This is a genomic window from Streptomyces sp. NPDC001401, from assembly GCF_042895385.1.
Lineage (GTDB): Bacteria > Actinomycetota > Actinomycetes > Streptomycetales > Streptomycetaceae > Streptomyces.
In genome coordinates this window covers 13,008-27,800 of the sequence record NZ_JBIAWI010000028.1, presented here as the reverse complement: position 1 = coordinate 27,800, position 14,793 = coordinate 13,008, and the positions used below count along the sequence as shown (strand labels likewise).

At 69.2% G+C, this 14,793-nt stretch carries 12 protein-coding genes; all 12 read right to left on the bottom strand.

Annotation, left to right across the window (positions count from 1 at the left end; all coding sequences use genetic code 11):
• Window positions 1-47: 47 nt before the first annotated feature.
• A complete protein-coding gene (locus ACFY10_RS50730) occupies window positions 48-716 on the bottom strand; it encodes a protein-tyrosine-phosphatase (RefSeq protein WP_390672211.1) in 669 nt (222 codons plus the stop codon).
• A complete protein-coding gene (locus tag ACFY10_RS50725) occupies window positions 713-1,360 on the bottom strand; it encodes an L-threonylcarbamoyladenylate synthase (protein ID WP_390672210.1) in 648 nt (215 codons plus the stop codon). The genes ACFY10_RS50730 and ACFY10_RS50725 overlap by 4 nt, the downstream gene beginning before the upstream one ends.
• 52 nt (window positions 1,361-1,412) lie before the next feature.
• On the bottom strand, window positions 1,413-2,258 hold the full coding sequence (prmC, locus tag ACFY10_RS50720) for a peptide chain release factor N(5)-glutamine methyltransferase (RefSeq protein WP_390672209.1): 846 nt from the start codon (window positions 2,256-2,258) through the stop codon (window positions 1,413-1,415).
• A gap of 39 nt (window positions 2,259-2,297) precedes the next feature.
• Window positions 2,298-3,374, bottom strand: coding sequence for a peptide chain release factor 1 (gene prfA, locus ACFY10_RS50715; protein WP_390672208.1), 1,077 nt, complete (start codon window positions 3,372-3,374; stop codon window positions 2,298-2,300).
• 108 nt (window positions 3,375-3,482) lie between these two features.
• Window positions 3,483-3,707: a 50S ribosomal protein L31 gene (gene rpmE / locus ACFY10_RS50710; RefSeq protein ID WP_019753312.1), complete on the bottom strand. Its 225-nt coding sequence runs from the start codon at window positions 3,705-3,707 to the stop codon at window positions 3,483-3,485.
• Window positions 3,708-3,907: 200 nt separating this feature from the next.
• Window positions 3,908-5,047, bottom strand: a complete 1,140-nt coding sequence (locus tag ACFY10_RS50705; RefSeq protein ID WP_390672207.1) for an LCP family protein — start codon at window positions 5,045-5,047, stop codon at window positions 3,908-3,910.
• A gap of 209 nt (window positions 5,048-5,256) precedes the next feature.
• The gene (locus tag ACFY10_RS50700) at window positions 5,257-7,116 is read right to left on the bottom strand and encodes a trypsin-like serine protease (RefSeq protein WP_390672206.1); all 1,860 of its coding nucleotides are present in this window, start codon (window positions 7,114-7,116) and stop codon (window positions 5,257-5,259) included.
• A gap of 134 nt (window positions 7,117-7,250) precedes the next feature.
• Complete coding sequence (rho, locus tag ACFY10_RS50695) at window positions 7,251-9,254, bottom strand: transcription termination factor Rho (protein ID WP_390672205.1); 2,004 nt, start codon at window positions 9,252-9,254, stop codon at window positions 7,251-7,253.
• Window positions 9,255-9,670: 416 nt separating this feature from the next.
• Window positions 9,671-10,600: a homoserine kinase gene (thrB, locus tag ACFY10_RS50690; RefSeq protein ID WP_390672204.1), complete on the bottom strand. Its 930-nt coding sequence runs from the start codon at window positions 10,598-10,600 to the stop codon at window positions 9,671-9,673.
• A 248-nt stretch (window positions 10,601-10,848) separates the two neighbouring features.
• A complete protein-coding gene (gene thrC, locus ACFY10_RS50685; RefSeq protein WP_390672203.1) occupies window positions 10,849-11,907 on the bottom strand; it encodes a threonine synthase in 1,059 nt (352 codons plus the stop codon).
• Window positions 11,908-11,913: 6 nt separating this feature from the next.
• Window positions 11,914-13,206, bottom strand: a complete 1,293-nt coding sequence (locus ACFY10_RS50680; protein WP_390672202.1) for a homoserine dehydrogenase — start codon at window positions 13,204-13,206, stop codon at window positions 11,914-11,916.
• Window positions 13,207-13,385: 179 nt separating this feature from the next.
• Complete coding sequence (lysA, locus tag ACFY10_RS50675; protein WP_390672201.1) at window positions 13,386-14,777, bottom strand: diaminopimelate decarboxylase; 1,392 nt, start codon at window positions 14,775-14,777, stop codon at window positions 13,386-13,388.
• Window positions 14,778-14,793 lie beyond the last annotated feature (16 nt).

Sequence of the window (14,793 nt, the reverse complement as noted above, 5' to 3'; positions counted from 1 at the left end):
CGGTGAGCGCTGTGCCGACGTGAGCCCGTCCCGCCCACGGCGCCGCATCAGGCGCGCGCAGGCACTCCCGTCAGCGCCGTCACCACCGGATCCAGCGCCTGATGTATCTCGTCCCCGATGGAACGGAAGAAGGTCAGCGGGGCGCCGTACGGGTCGTACACCTCGTCCGCCTCGGCGGTCGGGGCCAGGAGCCACCCGCGTAGAGCCGCGGCCGCACGGACCAGGGCGCGGGCGCGGGCGACCACGCCGTCCTCCAGTGGGGGCAGGGTCGCGGGGTCTATCGCCCGCACCAGGCGGGTGAACTCCTTCAGGGTGAAGGTGCGCAGGCCCGCCGAGTGGCCCATCGAGATCACCTGCTGACGGTGGTCGCGGGTCGCCGTCAGGACGAGGTCGGCCATGATGACGTGCTCGTCGAGGAGTTCGCGGCCCATGAAGCCGGAGGCGTCCGCGCCGAAGTCTGCGAGGACCGTCTCCGCGTTGGCCTCCATGGGCGCACCCTCGTGGCCCCAGGTGCCCGCGCTCTCCACGATCAGCCCGCCCCACAAGGGGTCGCCGAGCCGGTCCGCCAGGGCATGGCGGGTCAGCCGCTCGGTGATCGGCGAGCGGCACACGTTGCCGGTGCTGACGTGGAGGATGCGGAAGTTGGTCATGGGAAGCCCGAAGGTCCCCGTCTCTTCCCCGTTGCCTATGCCACGCCCCGCGTCAGGGGCCGTCAATTCGCCACCTCGAGGTCGGGTACGACCTTGCGCAGCTCGTCCGGCGAGAGCGCGCCCTCGCGCAGCAGCACCGGCACCCGGCCGGTGACGTCGACGATCGACGAAGGGACGTTGCCGGGAGTCGGGCCGCCGTCGAGGTAGACGGAGACCGAGTCGCCGAGCATCTCCTGCGCGGCGTCGCAGTCCTCGGGGGCGGGGTGACCGGTCAGGTTCGCCGAGGACACGGCCATGGGGCCGACCTCGGTCAGCAGCTCGATGGCGACCGGGTGCAGCGGCATCCGGATGGCGACCGTGCCCCGGGTGTCCCCCAGGTCCCACTGCAGCGACGGCTGGTGCTTGGCGACGAGCGTGAGCGCACCCGGCCAGAAGGCGTCGACGAGCTCCCAGGCCAGCTCGGAGAAGTCGGTGACGAGACCGTGGAGCGTGTTCGGGGACCCGATCAGCACAGGGGTGGGCATGTTGCGGCCCCGGCCCTTGGCCTCCAGCAGGTCGGCGACCGCCTCCGAGGAGAACGCGTCGGCGCCGATGCCGTACACCGTGTCGGTCGGGAGGACCACGAGCTCGCCACGGCGGACGGCGGACGCGGCTTCGCGCAGACCGGTCGTGCGGTCCGTCGCGTCGTTGGTGTCGTATCGCCGTGCCATATCTAGCGGGCCTCCTCGTACACGTACGTCTGGAAGTGAGTCGTCGGGGTGATCACGGCAGTGCCTTGCGGGCCGTCGCGAACCGGGGGCGGTTGTTGAGGTCCGGGTGGTCGGCCGCGTCGGCCCAGCCCCGCTCCTCGGTGAAGATCCACGGCACCTGGCCGCCCTGGGTGTCGGCGTGCTCGATGACGACGACGCCGCCGGGGCGCAGGAGCCGGTGTGCGGTCCGTTCCAGACCGCGGATGAGATCGAGGCCGTCCTCCCCCGAGAACAGGGCGAGTTCGGGATCGTAGTCCCGCGCTTCGGGAGCGACGTACTCCCATTCGGTCAGCGGGATGTACGGGGGGTTGGAGATGACCAGGTCGACATGGCCGTCGAGGTCGCGAAAGGCGTCGAGGGCGTTGCCCTGACGCAGGTCCACCCTCGACCCCGCCACGTTCTTACGGGTCCACACCAGGGCTTCCTCGGACAGCTCCACGGCGTGCACGCGCGAGCGCGGGACCTCCTGGGCGAGGGCGAGCGCGATGGCGCCGGAGCCGGTGCACAGGTCGACGATGCAGGGTTCCACGACGTCCATGGCGCGTACGGCGTCTATGGCCCACCCGACCACGGACTCGGTCTCCGGGCGCGGCACGAACACGCCCGGCCCCACCTGGAGTTCGAGGTAGCGGAAGTAGGCCCGCCCGGTGATGTGCTGCAGCGGCTCGCGCTGCTCGCGCCGGGCGATGACCTCCCAGTAGCGGGCGTCGAAGTCGGAGTCCTTCACGGAGTGCAGCGCGCCCCGCTTCACGCCGTGCACGAACGCGGCGAGCTCCTCCGCGTCGTTGCGCGGCGAGGGCACGCCGGCGTCGGCCAGCCGCTGGGTGGCCTGTGCCACCTCTGCGAGCAGCAGGTTCACGCATTCCTCCGTGTCGTACTGGGTCGTGCGTATGTGCCTTTATGCAGCCGCCAGCTTCGCCGCCGAGTCCGCGTCGACGCAGGCCTGGATCACCGCGTCGAGGTCGCCGTCCAGGACCTGGTCCAGGTTGTAGGCCTTGAAGCCGACGCGGTGGTCCGAGATGCGATTCTCCGGGAAGTTGTACGTACGGATCTTCTCGGAACGGTCGACGGTGCGGACCTGGCTGCGGCGGGCGTCGGCGGCTTCCCGCTCCGCCTCCTCCTGCGCCGCTGCGAGCAGCCTGGAGCGCAGGATACGCATCGCCTGCTCCTTGTTCTGCAGCTGGCTCTTCTCGTTCTGGCAGGAGGCGACGACTCCGGTCGGAATGTGCGTGATGCGCACGGCGGAGTCGGTGGTGTTGACGGACTGGCCGCCGGGGCCGGAGGACCGGTAGACGTCGATGCGGAGGTCGTTCGGGTTGATCTCGACGTCGACCTCCTCGGCCTCGGGCGTCACGAGGACACCGGCCGCGGAGGTGTGGATACGGCCCTGGGACTCGGTGGCCGGCACGCGCTGCACGCGGTGCACACCGCCCTCGTACTTCATCCGGGCCCAGACACCCTGCCCGGGCTCGGTGGCCCCCTGGCCGCCCTTGGTCTTCACGGCGACCTGGACGTCCTTGTAGCCGCCCAGCTCGGACTCGGTGGCGTCGATGATCTCGGTCTTCCAGCCGACGCGCTCGGCGTACCGGAGATACATGCGCAGCAGGTCACCCGCGAAGAGCGCCGACTCGTCGCCGCCGGCGCCCGCCTTGATCTCGAGGATCACGTCCTTGTCGTCGGACGGGTCCCGGGGAACGAGCAGCAGGCGCAGTTTCTCCGTCAGCTCCTCGCGCTGCTTGTCCAGCTCCTTGACCTCGGCCGCGAAGTCCGGGTCGTCGGCGGCGAGTTCCTTCGCCGTGTCGATGTCGTCGCCGGTCTGCTTCCAGGAGCGGTACGTGGCGACGATCGGGGTGAGCTCGGCGTAGCGCTTGTTCAGCTTGCGCGCGTTGGCCTGGTCGGCGTGGACCGACGGGTCGGCGAGCTTCGTCTCCAGGTCGGCGTGCTCACCGACGAGTTCCTCGACGGCCTCGAACATCTTGGGCTCCTGTACTGCGTGGAAAGAAGGGGAAGGCGGGCGACCAAAAACGCCGGTCCCGGCGCGCCTGTTTCAGGGCGCGGCCGTGGACCGGCGAATTGGAGCTCGCTACTTCTTGGAGCCGGCTGCAGCCTTGCCGAAGCGGGCCTCGAAGCGGGCCACACGGCCACCGGTGTCGAGGATCTTCTGCTTGCCCGTGTAGAACGGGTGGCACTCGGAGCAGACCTCGGCGCGGATGGTGCCGCTGGAGATCGTGCTGCGGGTGGTGAACGACGCGCCACAGGTGCAGCTGACCTGCGTCTCGACGTACTCGGGGTGGATGTCGCGCTTCAAGGTGTCTCCTAGGTTCGGGAGGGCACCGGGTCGCTGCGGCGGATTGCTTCAGCGTGAACCGGGGCCGACGTACCAGTCTGCCAGGACTGGGGCCATCCCCCCAAACCGGGGGTTGCGGTGATCTATTCCCTGCGGGTCGGTGGGGGTTGCTCGCGCCCACGCGGCGGAGCCGCAAATCGATGCAGCCCCGCGCCCCTTGACTACCCGGCGGTTACGACGCCCTTGGCCTCGCCCGTGGCCGTGCCTTGTGTGGCCGACTTCGGGATGGGCCGGTCGTTCTTCAGGGCCGTCCACATCTGCTGAGCCTTGGCCTTCTCCACGATCACACGGTTGGGGTTGGCCGGGTCGTACTGGACCGGCATCGTGACCATGTGCATCTTGCTGGAGCTGATGCTCTTGAGGCCGCCCGCGAAGGACATGAGGGAGTTGACCGAGCCGAGGTCGGAGTCGGTCGTCACGGCCTTGGTGGCGGTGTCGGCGAGGTCGTAGAGCCTCTTCGGGCTGGTGAAGACGCCTATGTGCTTGACCTGGTTGACCAGCGCCTTGATGAAGGCCTGCTGGAGCTGGATGCGGCCGAGGTCGGAGCCGTCGCCCACGCCGTGCCGGGTGCGGACCAGGCCGAGGGCCTGCTCGCCGTCGAGCTTGTGCGTGCCGGCCTTGAGGTTCAGGTGGCTCTGGGAGTCCTTGATGTCCTTGGTCGTGGTGACCGGGACGCCGCCGAGTTCGTCGATGAGCTTCTCGAAGCCGCTGAAGTCGACCTCGAGGTAGTGGTCCATGCGCAGCCCGGTGATCGACTCCACGGTCTTCACGGCGCAGGCCGCGCCGCCGGTGGAGTACGCGGTGTTGAACATGACACCGGAGGCCGCGGGATACGTCTTGCCGCTGGTGTCGGTGCACTCGGGGCGGTCGATGAGGGTGTCGCGCGGCATGGAGACCACGCTGGCCTTCTTGTGGCCCTTGTAGACGTGCACGATCATCGCGGTGTCGGAGCGGGCGCTGCCGTCGTCGGTGCCGCCGCCGAGCTTCTTGTTGCTGCCGGAGCGGGAGTCCGAGCCGAGCACGAGGATGTTCTCGGAGCCGTTGTCGACCTTCGTCGGCCGGTTCGTGCCGAGGGCCGAGTCGATGTCGACGCTCTTGATGTTGCCGTTGAGCTTGAAGTACAGGTATCCGGCTCCCGTCCCGCCCAGCACGACAATGCCCGCGGCGGTCCAGGCCGTGATCAGCAGGCCTTTGCGGCGCTTGCTGCGGGGCTTGCGGCGACGGCCCTTGGCGCTGTGGCGCGAGCCGTTGGTGCCGGGCTCCCCGGGTATGCCGGGCTCCGGCGTGCTCTCGGCGGACATGTGCTCCTCGTTCTCGTCCGGTCGGTTACCCCCTGCGTTCAGGGACAGGCCTGTCGGTCCGGCAACGCGTCGTACCGCACCATCGTCACTCCGTCGGGTCAGACGGCGAAACTCGAGAAAGGGTTGCACGACGCACTGTGCCCAGCCCGTGGAGGGCTGGGCACAGAGCGTCACGTCAATTTACGGGCGTAACCCGCTCACCTGCGGTTTCAGCCGAAGAGGTCGTACGCCTGGAAACCGGTACCGACCGAGATTCTTGTGGCAAAGATCTCGCTCGTGGCCTTACCGGTACCCGGGTACAGATAGAGCGTGCCACCGGACGTACGGGCCAGGAAGTCGGCCTTGCCGTCGCCCGTGATGTCGCCGACCGCGTCGAACGCGTTGTAGCCGGTCCAGGCGCTGCGCACCTTGATCCGCGAGGCGAAGGCGCCCGAGCCGGCCGTGCCGGTGCCCCGGTACAGGTACACGTCGCCGGTGCTGCTCTGGCGGGCGATCAGGTCGGCCTTGCCGTCGCCGTCGAAGTCGCCGTGGCCGCGCAGGGAGTTGTACTGGCCCCAGCCGGAGCCGACCTTCACGGGGCTGGAGAAGGTGCCGTTGCCCTTGCCCGGGTAGATCCACAGGTTGCCCGAGGAGTCCACCGAGAGCAGGTCGGGCAGGTAGTCGCCGGTGACGTCACCGGGGGCGACGGTGAACTTCCGGGTGGACCAGTTGCTGAAGATCAGGCTCTTGCTCCAGCTCTGGGTGGACGGGATGTAGTGCAGCCAGAAGACCGCCCCATCGCTGCTGCGGCGCAGGATGAAGTCCTGGTAGCCGTCCCGGTTGAGGTCCGTCTGCAGGATCGTGTTGTAGCCGCTGAAGCTGCCCCAGGAGACGCGGGCCGCGAACGAGGTGCCCTTGGAGTCCTTCTCGTAGCCGGTGTTCGTGGAGTGCTCACGCACGAACAGGTCGGCCTTGCCGTCAGGGGTGGAGGTGGCGCCGTCGCTGATGTTGGTGTCGTCGATGCGCGGGTAGGCGGCGCCGACGTACGCCTTCACCTTGGTGAACACGCTGTACGCGCCCTTGGCGACGCAGTCCTGCACACCCCACGACACGATGCCCACGATGCGGTTGCCCACGATCAGCGGGCCGCCGGAGTCGCCGTTGCAGGCGGAGACGGTGCCGGAGTCGCTGCCGGTCGCCGGGTTGCCCGCACAGACCATGTGGCCCGCGATGAACTCGCTGCTGTAGTAGCCGGAGCAGGTGCTGTCGGACTGGATGGGCAGCGTGGCGGACTGCAGGGTCTGCGAGATGTCGTTGCTGGTGGAGCTGGTACGGCCCCAGCCGTAGACCTTGGCGCTGGTACCGGCCGCGTAGGACGCCGTGTCGGTCGACGTCGTCATGCGGATCGGCGTGGCGGTGATCGGGGTGGCCAGGGTCAGGACGGCGACGTCGTTGTCGACGGTCGTCGAGTTGTACGACGGGTGGTTCCACTGCCGCCAGACGCCGGAGACCGTGCCGCCGTGCAGGTCGGTGTTGCCCGAGCTGTCGGTGGTGGGCAGCTGGTCGGTGCCGGTGACGATCGCTCCGTACGCGTGCCAGTTGGAGCCGTGGACGCAGTGCGCGGCGGTGAGGATCTTCGTGGGCGCCACGACGGCGCCACCGCAGAAGAAGCCGACGTCGTCGCTGGTGTCGCTGGTGCCCTTGTCGTCGTAGTACCAGAGCTGAGCCATCCACGGGGCCGAGGTGATGCTCGTGGTGGTGCCGCCGATGACCATCGGACTGACGGTCGAGGTCGACGAGGACCCTGACGAGGTCGAAGACGTGGAGGACGTGCTCGAGCCGTCCGTCTTCGTGTCCTTGGTCTTCGACGCCTTCTTGAAGTCCTTGTCGGTGGCGAGTGCGCCCGCGACGCGGTCCGTCAAGTCGGTCAGCGATGCGGAGCTTTTGCCGGGCTTGACCGTCGGGTCCGCCGAGGCCGTCGCCGCGCCCGCGGACGAGACCGTCAGCACGGCGGCGACTGCGGCCGCGACGCCCGCAGCGGCGACGGGCAGGGCGATGCGTATCCGGCGTCTGTGACGACCACCGGACATGGGTGTAGTCAAGGGAAGTCCCCCCAGTGAGACACAAGTTGGGAGGGGTGCAGAGTGCGCCCCTCCCTAACTGCGCCAAAAGATCGCCCCCCGTTACCGGAGTAACGGGGGGCGACCTGCGTGAAGGCTGTGCCTCAGTCGCCGTTGCCCGGCATCGGCGTCGTCTTCTGAATCTGCAGCAAGAACTCCGCATTCGACTTCGTCTGCTTCATCTTGTCCAGCAGCAGCTCAATCGCCTGCTGCTGATCCAGCGCATGCAGCACCCGCCGCAGCTTCCACACAATGGCCAGCTCGTCACTGCCGAGCAGGATCTCTTCCTTACGCGTACCGGACGCATCGACGTCCACCGCCGGGAAGATCCGCTTGTCCGCAAGCTTGCGGTCGAGCTTCAGCTCGGCGTTGCCCGTGCCCTTGAACTCCTCGAAGATCACCTCGTCCATACGGGACCCGGTGTCGACCAGAGCAGTCGCCAGGATGGTGAGCGAGCCACCGTCCTCGATGTTCCGCGCGGCACCGAAGAAGCGCTTCGGCGGGTACAGCGCGGTCGAGTCGACACCACCGGACAGGATGCGGCCGGAGGCGGGCGCGGCCAGGTTGTAGGCACGGCCCAGACGCGTGATGGAGTCGAGAAGCACCACCACGTCATGCCCGAGCTCCACCAGACGCTTCGCACGCTCGATGGCGAGCTCGGCGACCGTGGTGTGGTCCTCGGCCGGACGGTCGAAGGTCGAGGAGATGACCTCGCCCTTGACCGACCGCTGCATGTCGGTGACCTCTTCGGGACGCTCGTCGACGAGGACGACCATCAGGTGGCACTCGGGGTTGTTGTGCGTGATCGCGTTGGCGATCGCCTGCATGATCATGGTCTTGCCGGTCTTCGGCGGGGCCACGATCAGACCGCGCTGGCCCTTACCGATCGGCGCGACGAGGTCGATGATGCGGGTCGTCAGCACGCCCGGGTCGGTCTCCAGGCGGAGCCGGTCCTGCGGGTAGAGCGGCGTCAGCTTGTTGAACTCCGGCCGCCCGCGCCCGGATTCGGGCGCCATGCCGTTGACGGAGTCCAGGCGGACGAGGGCGTTGAACTTCTCGCGGCGCTCGCCCTCCTTCGGCTGCCGGACCGCGCCGGTGACGTGGTCGCCCTTGCGCAGGCCGTTCTTGCGGACCTGGGCGAGGGAGACGTACACGTCGTTGGGACCCGGCAGGTAGCCCGACGTACGGATGAAGGCGTAGTTGTCGAGGATGTCCAGGATGCCCGCGACGGGGATCAGGACGTCGTCCTCGGCAAGCTGCGGCTCGGCGCCGCCCATCTCGTCACGGCCACGACGGCCACGACGGTCCCGGTAACGGCCCCGGCGGCCGCGGCGGCCGCCCTCGAAGTCGTCGTCGTCCTGCGGGCCGTTGTCGCGCTGCTGCCGGTCCTGGCGGTCCTGGCGGGCGCCGCCCTGCTGCCGGTCCTGGCGGTCCTGGCGCTGCTGGCCACCGCCCTGGCCGCCCTGCTGCTCGTCGCCCTTGTTGCCGCGGCGGTCGCGGTCACGGCCTCCACGGTCGCGGTCCCGGTCCCGGCGGTCGCGGCGGCCCTGGCGGCCCTCGCCGTCTCCGGCGTCGCCCTGCGCCTGCGGGGCGGGCGTCTCGGCCTTCGGCTCGCTCTTGGCCTCGGCGGCAACCGTCTCGGGGCTGCCCGCCTCGGCGGTGGCGCGACGACGACGGCGCTCGACGGGAGCGTCGTCGCTGGCCGGCTGGCCGGGGATCTCGATCTGCTGCTGGGCCACGGCCTGCTCGGCCGGGGCGGCCGCCTTCTTCTCGGCGGCGGGAGCGGCGTCATCGCCCGTACGAGCCTTGGAGGTGGCGCGGCGCTTGGGCTTGGTCTCGGTGGCTGCCTCGGCCTTTGCCGGGGCAGCACCGCCGCCCGCCTGCGCCTCCTTGATGACCTCGATCAGCTGGCTCTTGCGCATGCGCGCGGTGCCCCTGATGCCGAGGCCGGATGCGACCTGCTGCAGCTCGGCCAGCACCATGCCCTCGAGGCCGGTACCGCGGCGCCGCCGGGAGCCTGCACCGGTGGCAGGCGCGGAGGCGTCCGTGGCGGGCGCGGCAGCGGTCTCCTCGACACGTGCGCCCATCAGATCGGTGGTGTCGCTCACGAAGGGTCCTTCCCTGGAGCGGACGTCGGCCTGTCTGGCTCGGCGACCGGTTGTGCTTCCGGCTTCGGTCCTTGCTGTGTGGACCGTGCCGGGGCGGTGGTCCGCCAAAGGTGGCGGAGGCAATATCTGGGATGGCGCTTCCCAAAGCCGTGACCGTGGCACCGAGTGTCGGTGTCACGTGGCTTGGTCGCACCGATTCCGGAGCGTGCCCGGCAAGTCGCTCAGTGCCCGCGTACGAGGTACTGCCCGCGTACGTCGTACGGAACACAGTGCGGCTTGGGAGGCTCCCGGAAGAATGTCTGTCCCGGACGGGGACACGAAGCACCTCGCCATGGTGGGGTCGGGTGCAGACTTGAGATTAACACTACCGGATCCAACAAACATTCCCCCTCTCGAAATCCGGCAACCGTGCGCCTTTAATCAACACCGTAGGTCGCAAGCGGCAGCACGCTCGCTCCCTGGGCGTCTAGTTCGAGCCGGTTCGCGGCCCACCCTTCGCCTGCCAGATGGGCGACCTTGTCGGCGCTGTCGGCGTCGGCCAGCGCCAGCACAGTGGGTCCTGCACCTGAGATGACTGCCGGGACTCCGTCGGCCCGCAGCCGCTCCACCAGCGCGGCGCTCTCCGGCATTGCGGGAGCGCGGTACTCCTGGTGGAGACGGTCCTCTGTGGCGGGCAGCAGCAGCTCGGGGCGCCTGGTCAGGGCCTCGACGAGCAGGGCGGCACGGCCCGCGTTGGTGGCGGCGTCGACGTGCGGCACGGTGCGCGGGAGCAGTCCGCGCGCGGTCTCGGTGAGGACCGGCTTTCCGGGCACGAAAACCACCGGAACGATGGAATCGGCGGCGTCCATCCTGATCGCGCGCGCGGCGCCCGCCTCCATCCAGGAGAGGGTGAAACCGCCGAGCAGACAGGCCGCCACGTTGTCGGGGTGGCCCTCGATCTCGGTGGCGAGCTCGAGCAGGGCCGTGTCGTCGAGCTTCGACTCGCCGCCTATGGTCACGGCGCGCGCGGCGACGATGCCGGCGCAGATCGCGGCCGACGAGGAGCCCAGGCCCCGGCCGTGCGGAATGCGGTTGGCACACACGATCTCGAGGCCCCGCGGCTGCCCGCCGAGCAGGTCGAAGGCGGTGCGCAGGGACCGTACGAGAAGGTGTTTCTCGTCACGCGGCAGCGTCTCGCTGCCCTCGCCCGCGATGTCGATGTGCAGCCCGGAGTCGGCCACCCGGACGACAACGTCGTCGTAGAGCCCCAGCGACAGGCCCAGGGCGTCGAAGCCCGGGCCGAGGTTGGCGCTGGTGGCGGGAACGCGCACCCTTACCGGGGCGGCGCGGAAGGCGGGACCGGCCATCTCTCGATGACTCTCCTTGAGCTGCGTGATGGTCGAAGACATTCGATACGACATCGGATACGTACGTGGAGACCCTCAGGCCGCGGAGACGGCGCGGCACCGTCCAGACGCTCCATGTGCGGAGGCATATGCGGCGGGCGGGTTCAGTACAGCCTATCGAAGGATGCTTCTGTGGCGACATAGGGCGCACAGGAGGCGCACGATGCGTGCCGTAAGCCCCCTGTGCACCCCTTGGAGGGAGTTCCCGGTCAGGCCAGACCGAGGCGCTCGGCCGCCGTCACCGCGTCGACCGGGACGGTGACCGGCTGCGGGGCGCCGGCGACGGCCCAGTCGGGGTCCTTCAGGCCGTTTCCGGTCACGGTGCACACGATGCGCTGCCCCGGGTCGACCTTGCCCTGCTCGGCGGCCTTCAGTAGACCGGCGACGGACGCGGCGGACGCCGGCTCGACGAAGACACCCTCCTGCGCGGCCAACAGCCGGTAGGCGCGCAGGATCTCACGGTCCGTCACCTCGTCGATGAGGCCGCCGGACTCGTCCCGCGCGGCCAGGGCGTACTGCCAGGAGGCGGGGTTGCCGATGCGGATGGCGGTGGCGATGGTCGACGGGTCCTTGACGATCTCGCCGCGCACGATCGGGGCACTGCCGGAGGCCTGGAAGCCCCACATGCGGGGGGTGTGCGTGGCGATGCCGTCGGCGGCGTACTCCTTGTAGCCCTTCCAGTACGCGGTGATGTTGCCCGCGTTGCCGACCGGGAGGACGTGGATGTCCGGGGCGTCGCCCAGCATGTCCACGATCTCGAAGGCGGCCGTCTTCTGGCCCTCGATGCGCACGGGGTTGACCGAATTCACCAGCGCCACGGGGTAGTTGTCGCTCAGCGCGCGGGCGAGAGTGAGGCAGTCGTCGAAGTTGCCGTCGACCTGGAGGATCTTGGCGCCGTGCACGAGCGCCTGCCCCATCTTGCCGAGCGCGATCTTGCCCTGCGGCACGAGAACGGCCGAAACCATACCGGCGCGCACGGCGTATGCGGCGGCGGAGGCGGACGTGTTGCCGGTGGAGGCGCAGATCACAGCCTTCGCGCCCTCCTCCTTGGCCTTGCTGATGGCCATGGTCATGCCGCGGTCCTTGAAGGACCCGGTGGGGTTCGCACCCTCCACCTTCAGGTGGACCTCGCAGCCCGTGCGCTCGGAGAGCACCTGCGCGGGCACGAGGGGCGTGCCGCCCTCGCGGAGCGTCACGACCGGCGTGGTGTCGGATACCGGCAGCCTGTCCCGGTACTCCTCGATGATTCCGCGCCACTGGTGGGTCATTGCTGGTTACTCTCCTTCAACCCGCATGATGCTGGCGACACCCCGCACGGTGTCGAGCTTGCGCAGCGCCTCGACGGTCCCGGAGAGGGAGGCGTCGGACGCACGGTGGGTGACGACGACGAGGGAGGCCTCGCCATCTTTGCCCTGCTGCCGAACCGTATCGATCGACACTCCGTGCTCGGCGAAGACGGTCGCAACCTGGGCGAGAACACCCGGTTTGTCCGCCACGTCGAGACTGATGTGATAGCGAGTGACGACGTCACCCATCCCCGACACGGGCAGCGCGGCATACGCCGACTCGCCGGGCCCCGTTGCCCCGCTGAGCCGGTTGCGGCAGACGGCGACGAGGTCGCCGAGCACGGCGGACGCGGTGGGCGCACCGCCGGCACCGGGTCCGTAGAACATGAGCTGCCCGCTCGCGTCGGACTCGACGAACACGGCGTTGTACGCGCCGCGCACGGAGGCGAGGGGGTGGCTCAGCGGAATCATGGCGGGGTGCACGCGCGCGGTGACCGATCCGCCGTCCTGTGCCCGCTCGCAGATGGCGAGCAGCTTGATGGTGCAGCCCATGTTCTTCGCGGAGGCGAAGTCGGCCGCGGTGACCTCGGTCATGCCCTCGCGGTAGACGTCGTCGAGACGCACCCGCGAGTGGAAGGCGATGCCCGCGAGGATGGCCGCCTTGGCGGCGGCGTCGAAGCCCTCGACGTCGGCGGTGGGGTCGGCCTCGGCGTAACCGAGCGCCGTGGCCTCGTCGAGCGCCTCCTGGTACCCCGCCCCCGTGCTGTCCATCTTGTCGAGGATGAAGTTGGTGGTGCCGTTGACGATCCCGAGCACCCGGTTGACCTTGTCGCCGGCGAGGGACTCGCGCAGCGGGCGGATCAGCGGGATGGCGCCGGCGACGGCGGCCTCGTAGTAGAGGTCCTTGTCGTGCTCCTCGGCGGCGGCGTGGAGAGCGGCCCCGTCCTGGGCGAGCAGCGCCTTGTTGGCGGAGACCACGGACGCGCCGTGCTCGAAGGCGGTGGTGATGAGGGAGCGGGCCGGCTCGATACCGCCGATGACCTCGACCACGACGTCGATGTCGCCGCGTTTGACGAGCGCGGTGGCGTCGGTGGTGACGAGGCTCGGGTCGATGCCCTCACGGACCCGGTCGGGCCGCCGCACGGCCACGCCCGCGAGTTCGACGGGCGCCCCGATCCTGGCGGCGAGGTCGTCGGCGTGCGTCGTCATGATGCGCGCCACCTCTGAGCCGACAACCCCACAGCCCAGCAGCGCCACCTTCAGCGGACGCGTACGCATCATCCGACCTCGTTTCCTCATACCGTCTACGGTTGGACCAGTCTCACTCACCGGACGGGAGTTTCTATCCCATGTCCGGATCGTGAGACATCTATTTCATTTGTACGGGGGTGGGAGACAGGAGATCTTCCACCCCCCTCTGTGCTTTTCTTTAAGGTCTTTATGGTCTTTTACGGGGTGACTCACCCGACGTCGAGGCGCAGGAGGTCCTCCTCCGTCTCGCGGCGGACGATGACGCGGGCCTCGCCGTCGTTCACGGCGACTACGGGCGGGCGGAGCACGTGGTTGTAGTTGCTGGCCATGGAACGGCAGTACGCACCCGTGGCAGGCACGGCGACGAGGTCACCCGGTGCCAGGTCGGAGGGCAGGAACGCGTCCTTCACCACGATGTCCCCGCTCTCGCAGTGCTTGCCGACGACACGGGCGAGCATGGGCTCGGCGTCGGAGGTCCGTGACACGAGCGCGACGCTGTACTCGGCGTCGTACAGCGCGGTGCGGATGTTGTCCGACATACCGCCGTCGACGGAGACGTATGTACGCAGGTTGTCGAGGGGCTTGATGGTGCCGACCTCGTAGAGCGTGAAGGCGGTCGGCCCGACGATGGCGCGCCCGGGCTCGACCGAGATGCGGGGGGTGCGCAGCTTGGCCGAATCGCACTCCCGGGTGACGATCTCGGTGAGGGCCTTGGCGATCTCGTGCGGCTCACGGGGATCGTCGTCACTTGTGTAGGCGATACCGAGTCCACCCCCGAGATCGATCTCGGGCAGCTCGACGCCGTGCTCGTCACGGATGTCCTTGAGCAGCCCGACCACCCGGTGCGCCGCGACCTCGAACCCGGACATGTCGAAGATCTGCGACCCGATGTGGGAGTGGATTCCGATGAGCTCGAGCCCGTCGAGCTGGAGCGCACGGCGGACGGCCTCGGCGGCCTGCCCGCCGGCCAGCGGAATGCCGAACTTCTGGTCTTCGTGGGCGGTGGCGATGAATTCGTGGGTGTGTGCCTCGACGCCGACGGTGATACGGATCTGCACGCGCTGCCGCCTGCCCAGCGACTGCGCGGCATGGGCGACGCGGACGATCTCCTGGAAGGAGTCGAGGACGATACGCCCGACACCGGCCTCGACGGCTCGGTGGATCTCCTCCTTCGACTTGTTGTTGCCGTGGAAGGCGATGCGGTCGGCGGGCATGCCGGCGGAGAGCGCGGTGGCGAGCTCGCCGCCGGAGCAGACGTCGAGGTTGAGCCCTTCCTCGTGCAGCCAGCGCACCACGGCACGGGACAGGAACGCCTTGCCGGCGTAGAAGACGTCGGCGTCGGCCCCGAAGGCGCTGCGCCAGGCCCGCGCCCGGGCCCGGAAGTCGGCCTCGTCGAGGACGTAGGCGGGGGTGCCGTACTGCTCGGCGATGGTCTTCACATCGATACCGCCGACGGTGGCGACGCCGTCTTCGTCACGGGTGACCGTCTGGGCCCAGACCTTGGGGTCGAGGACGTTGAGGTCGGTGGGCGGGGCGGAGTAGTGACCCTCGGGGAGGACGTCGGCGTGACGGGGCCCGGCGGGGTGTGCGGAACGGCTCATGTCTCTTCGTGGGCTT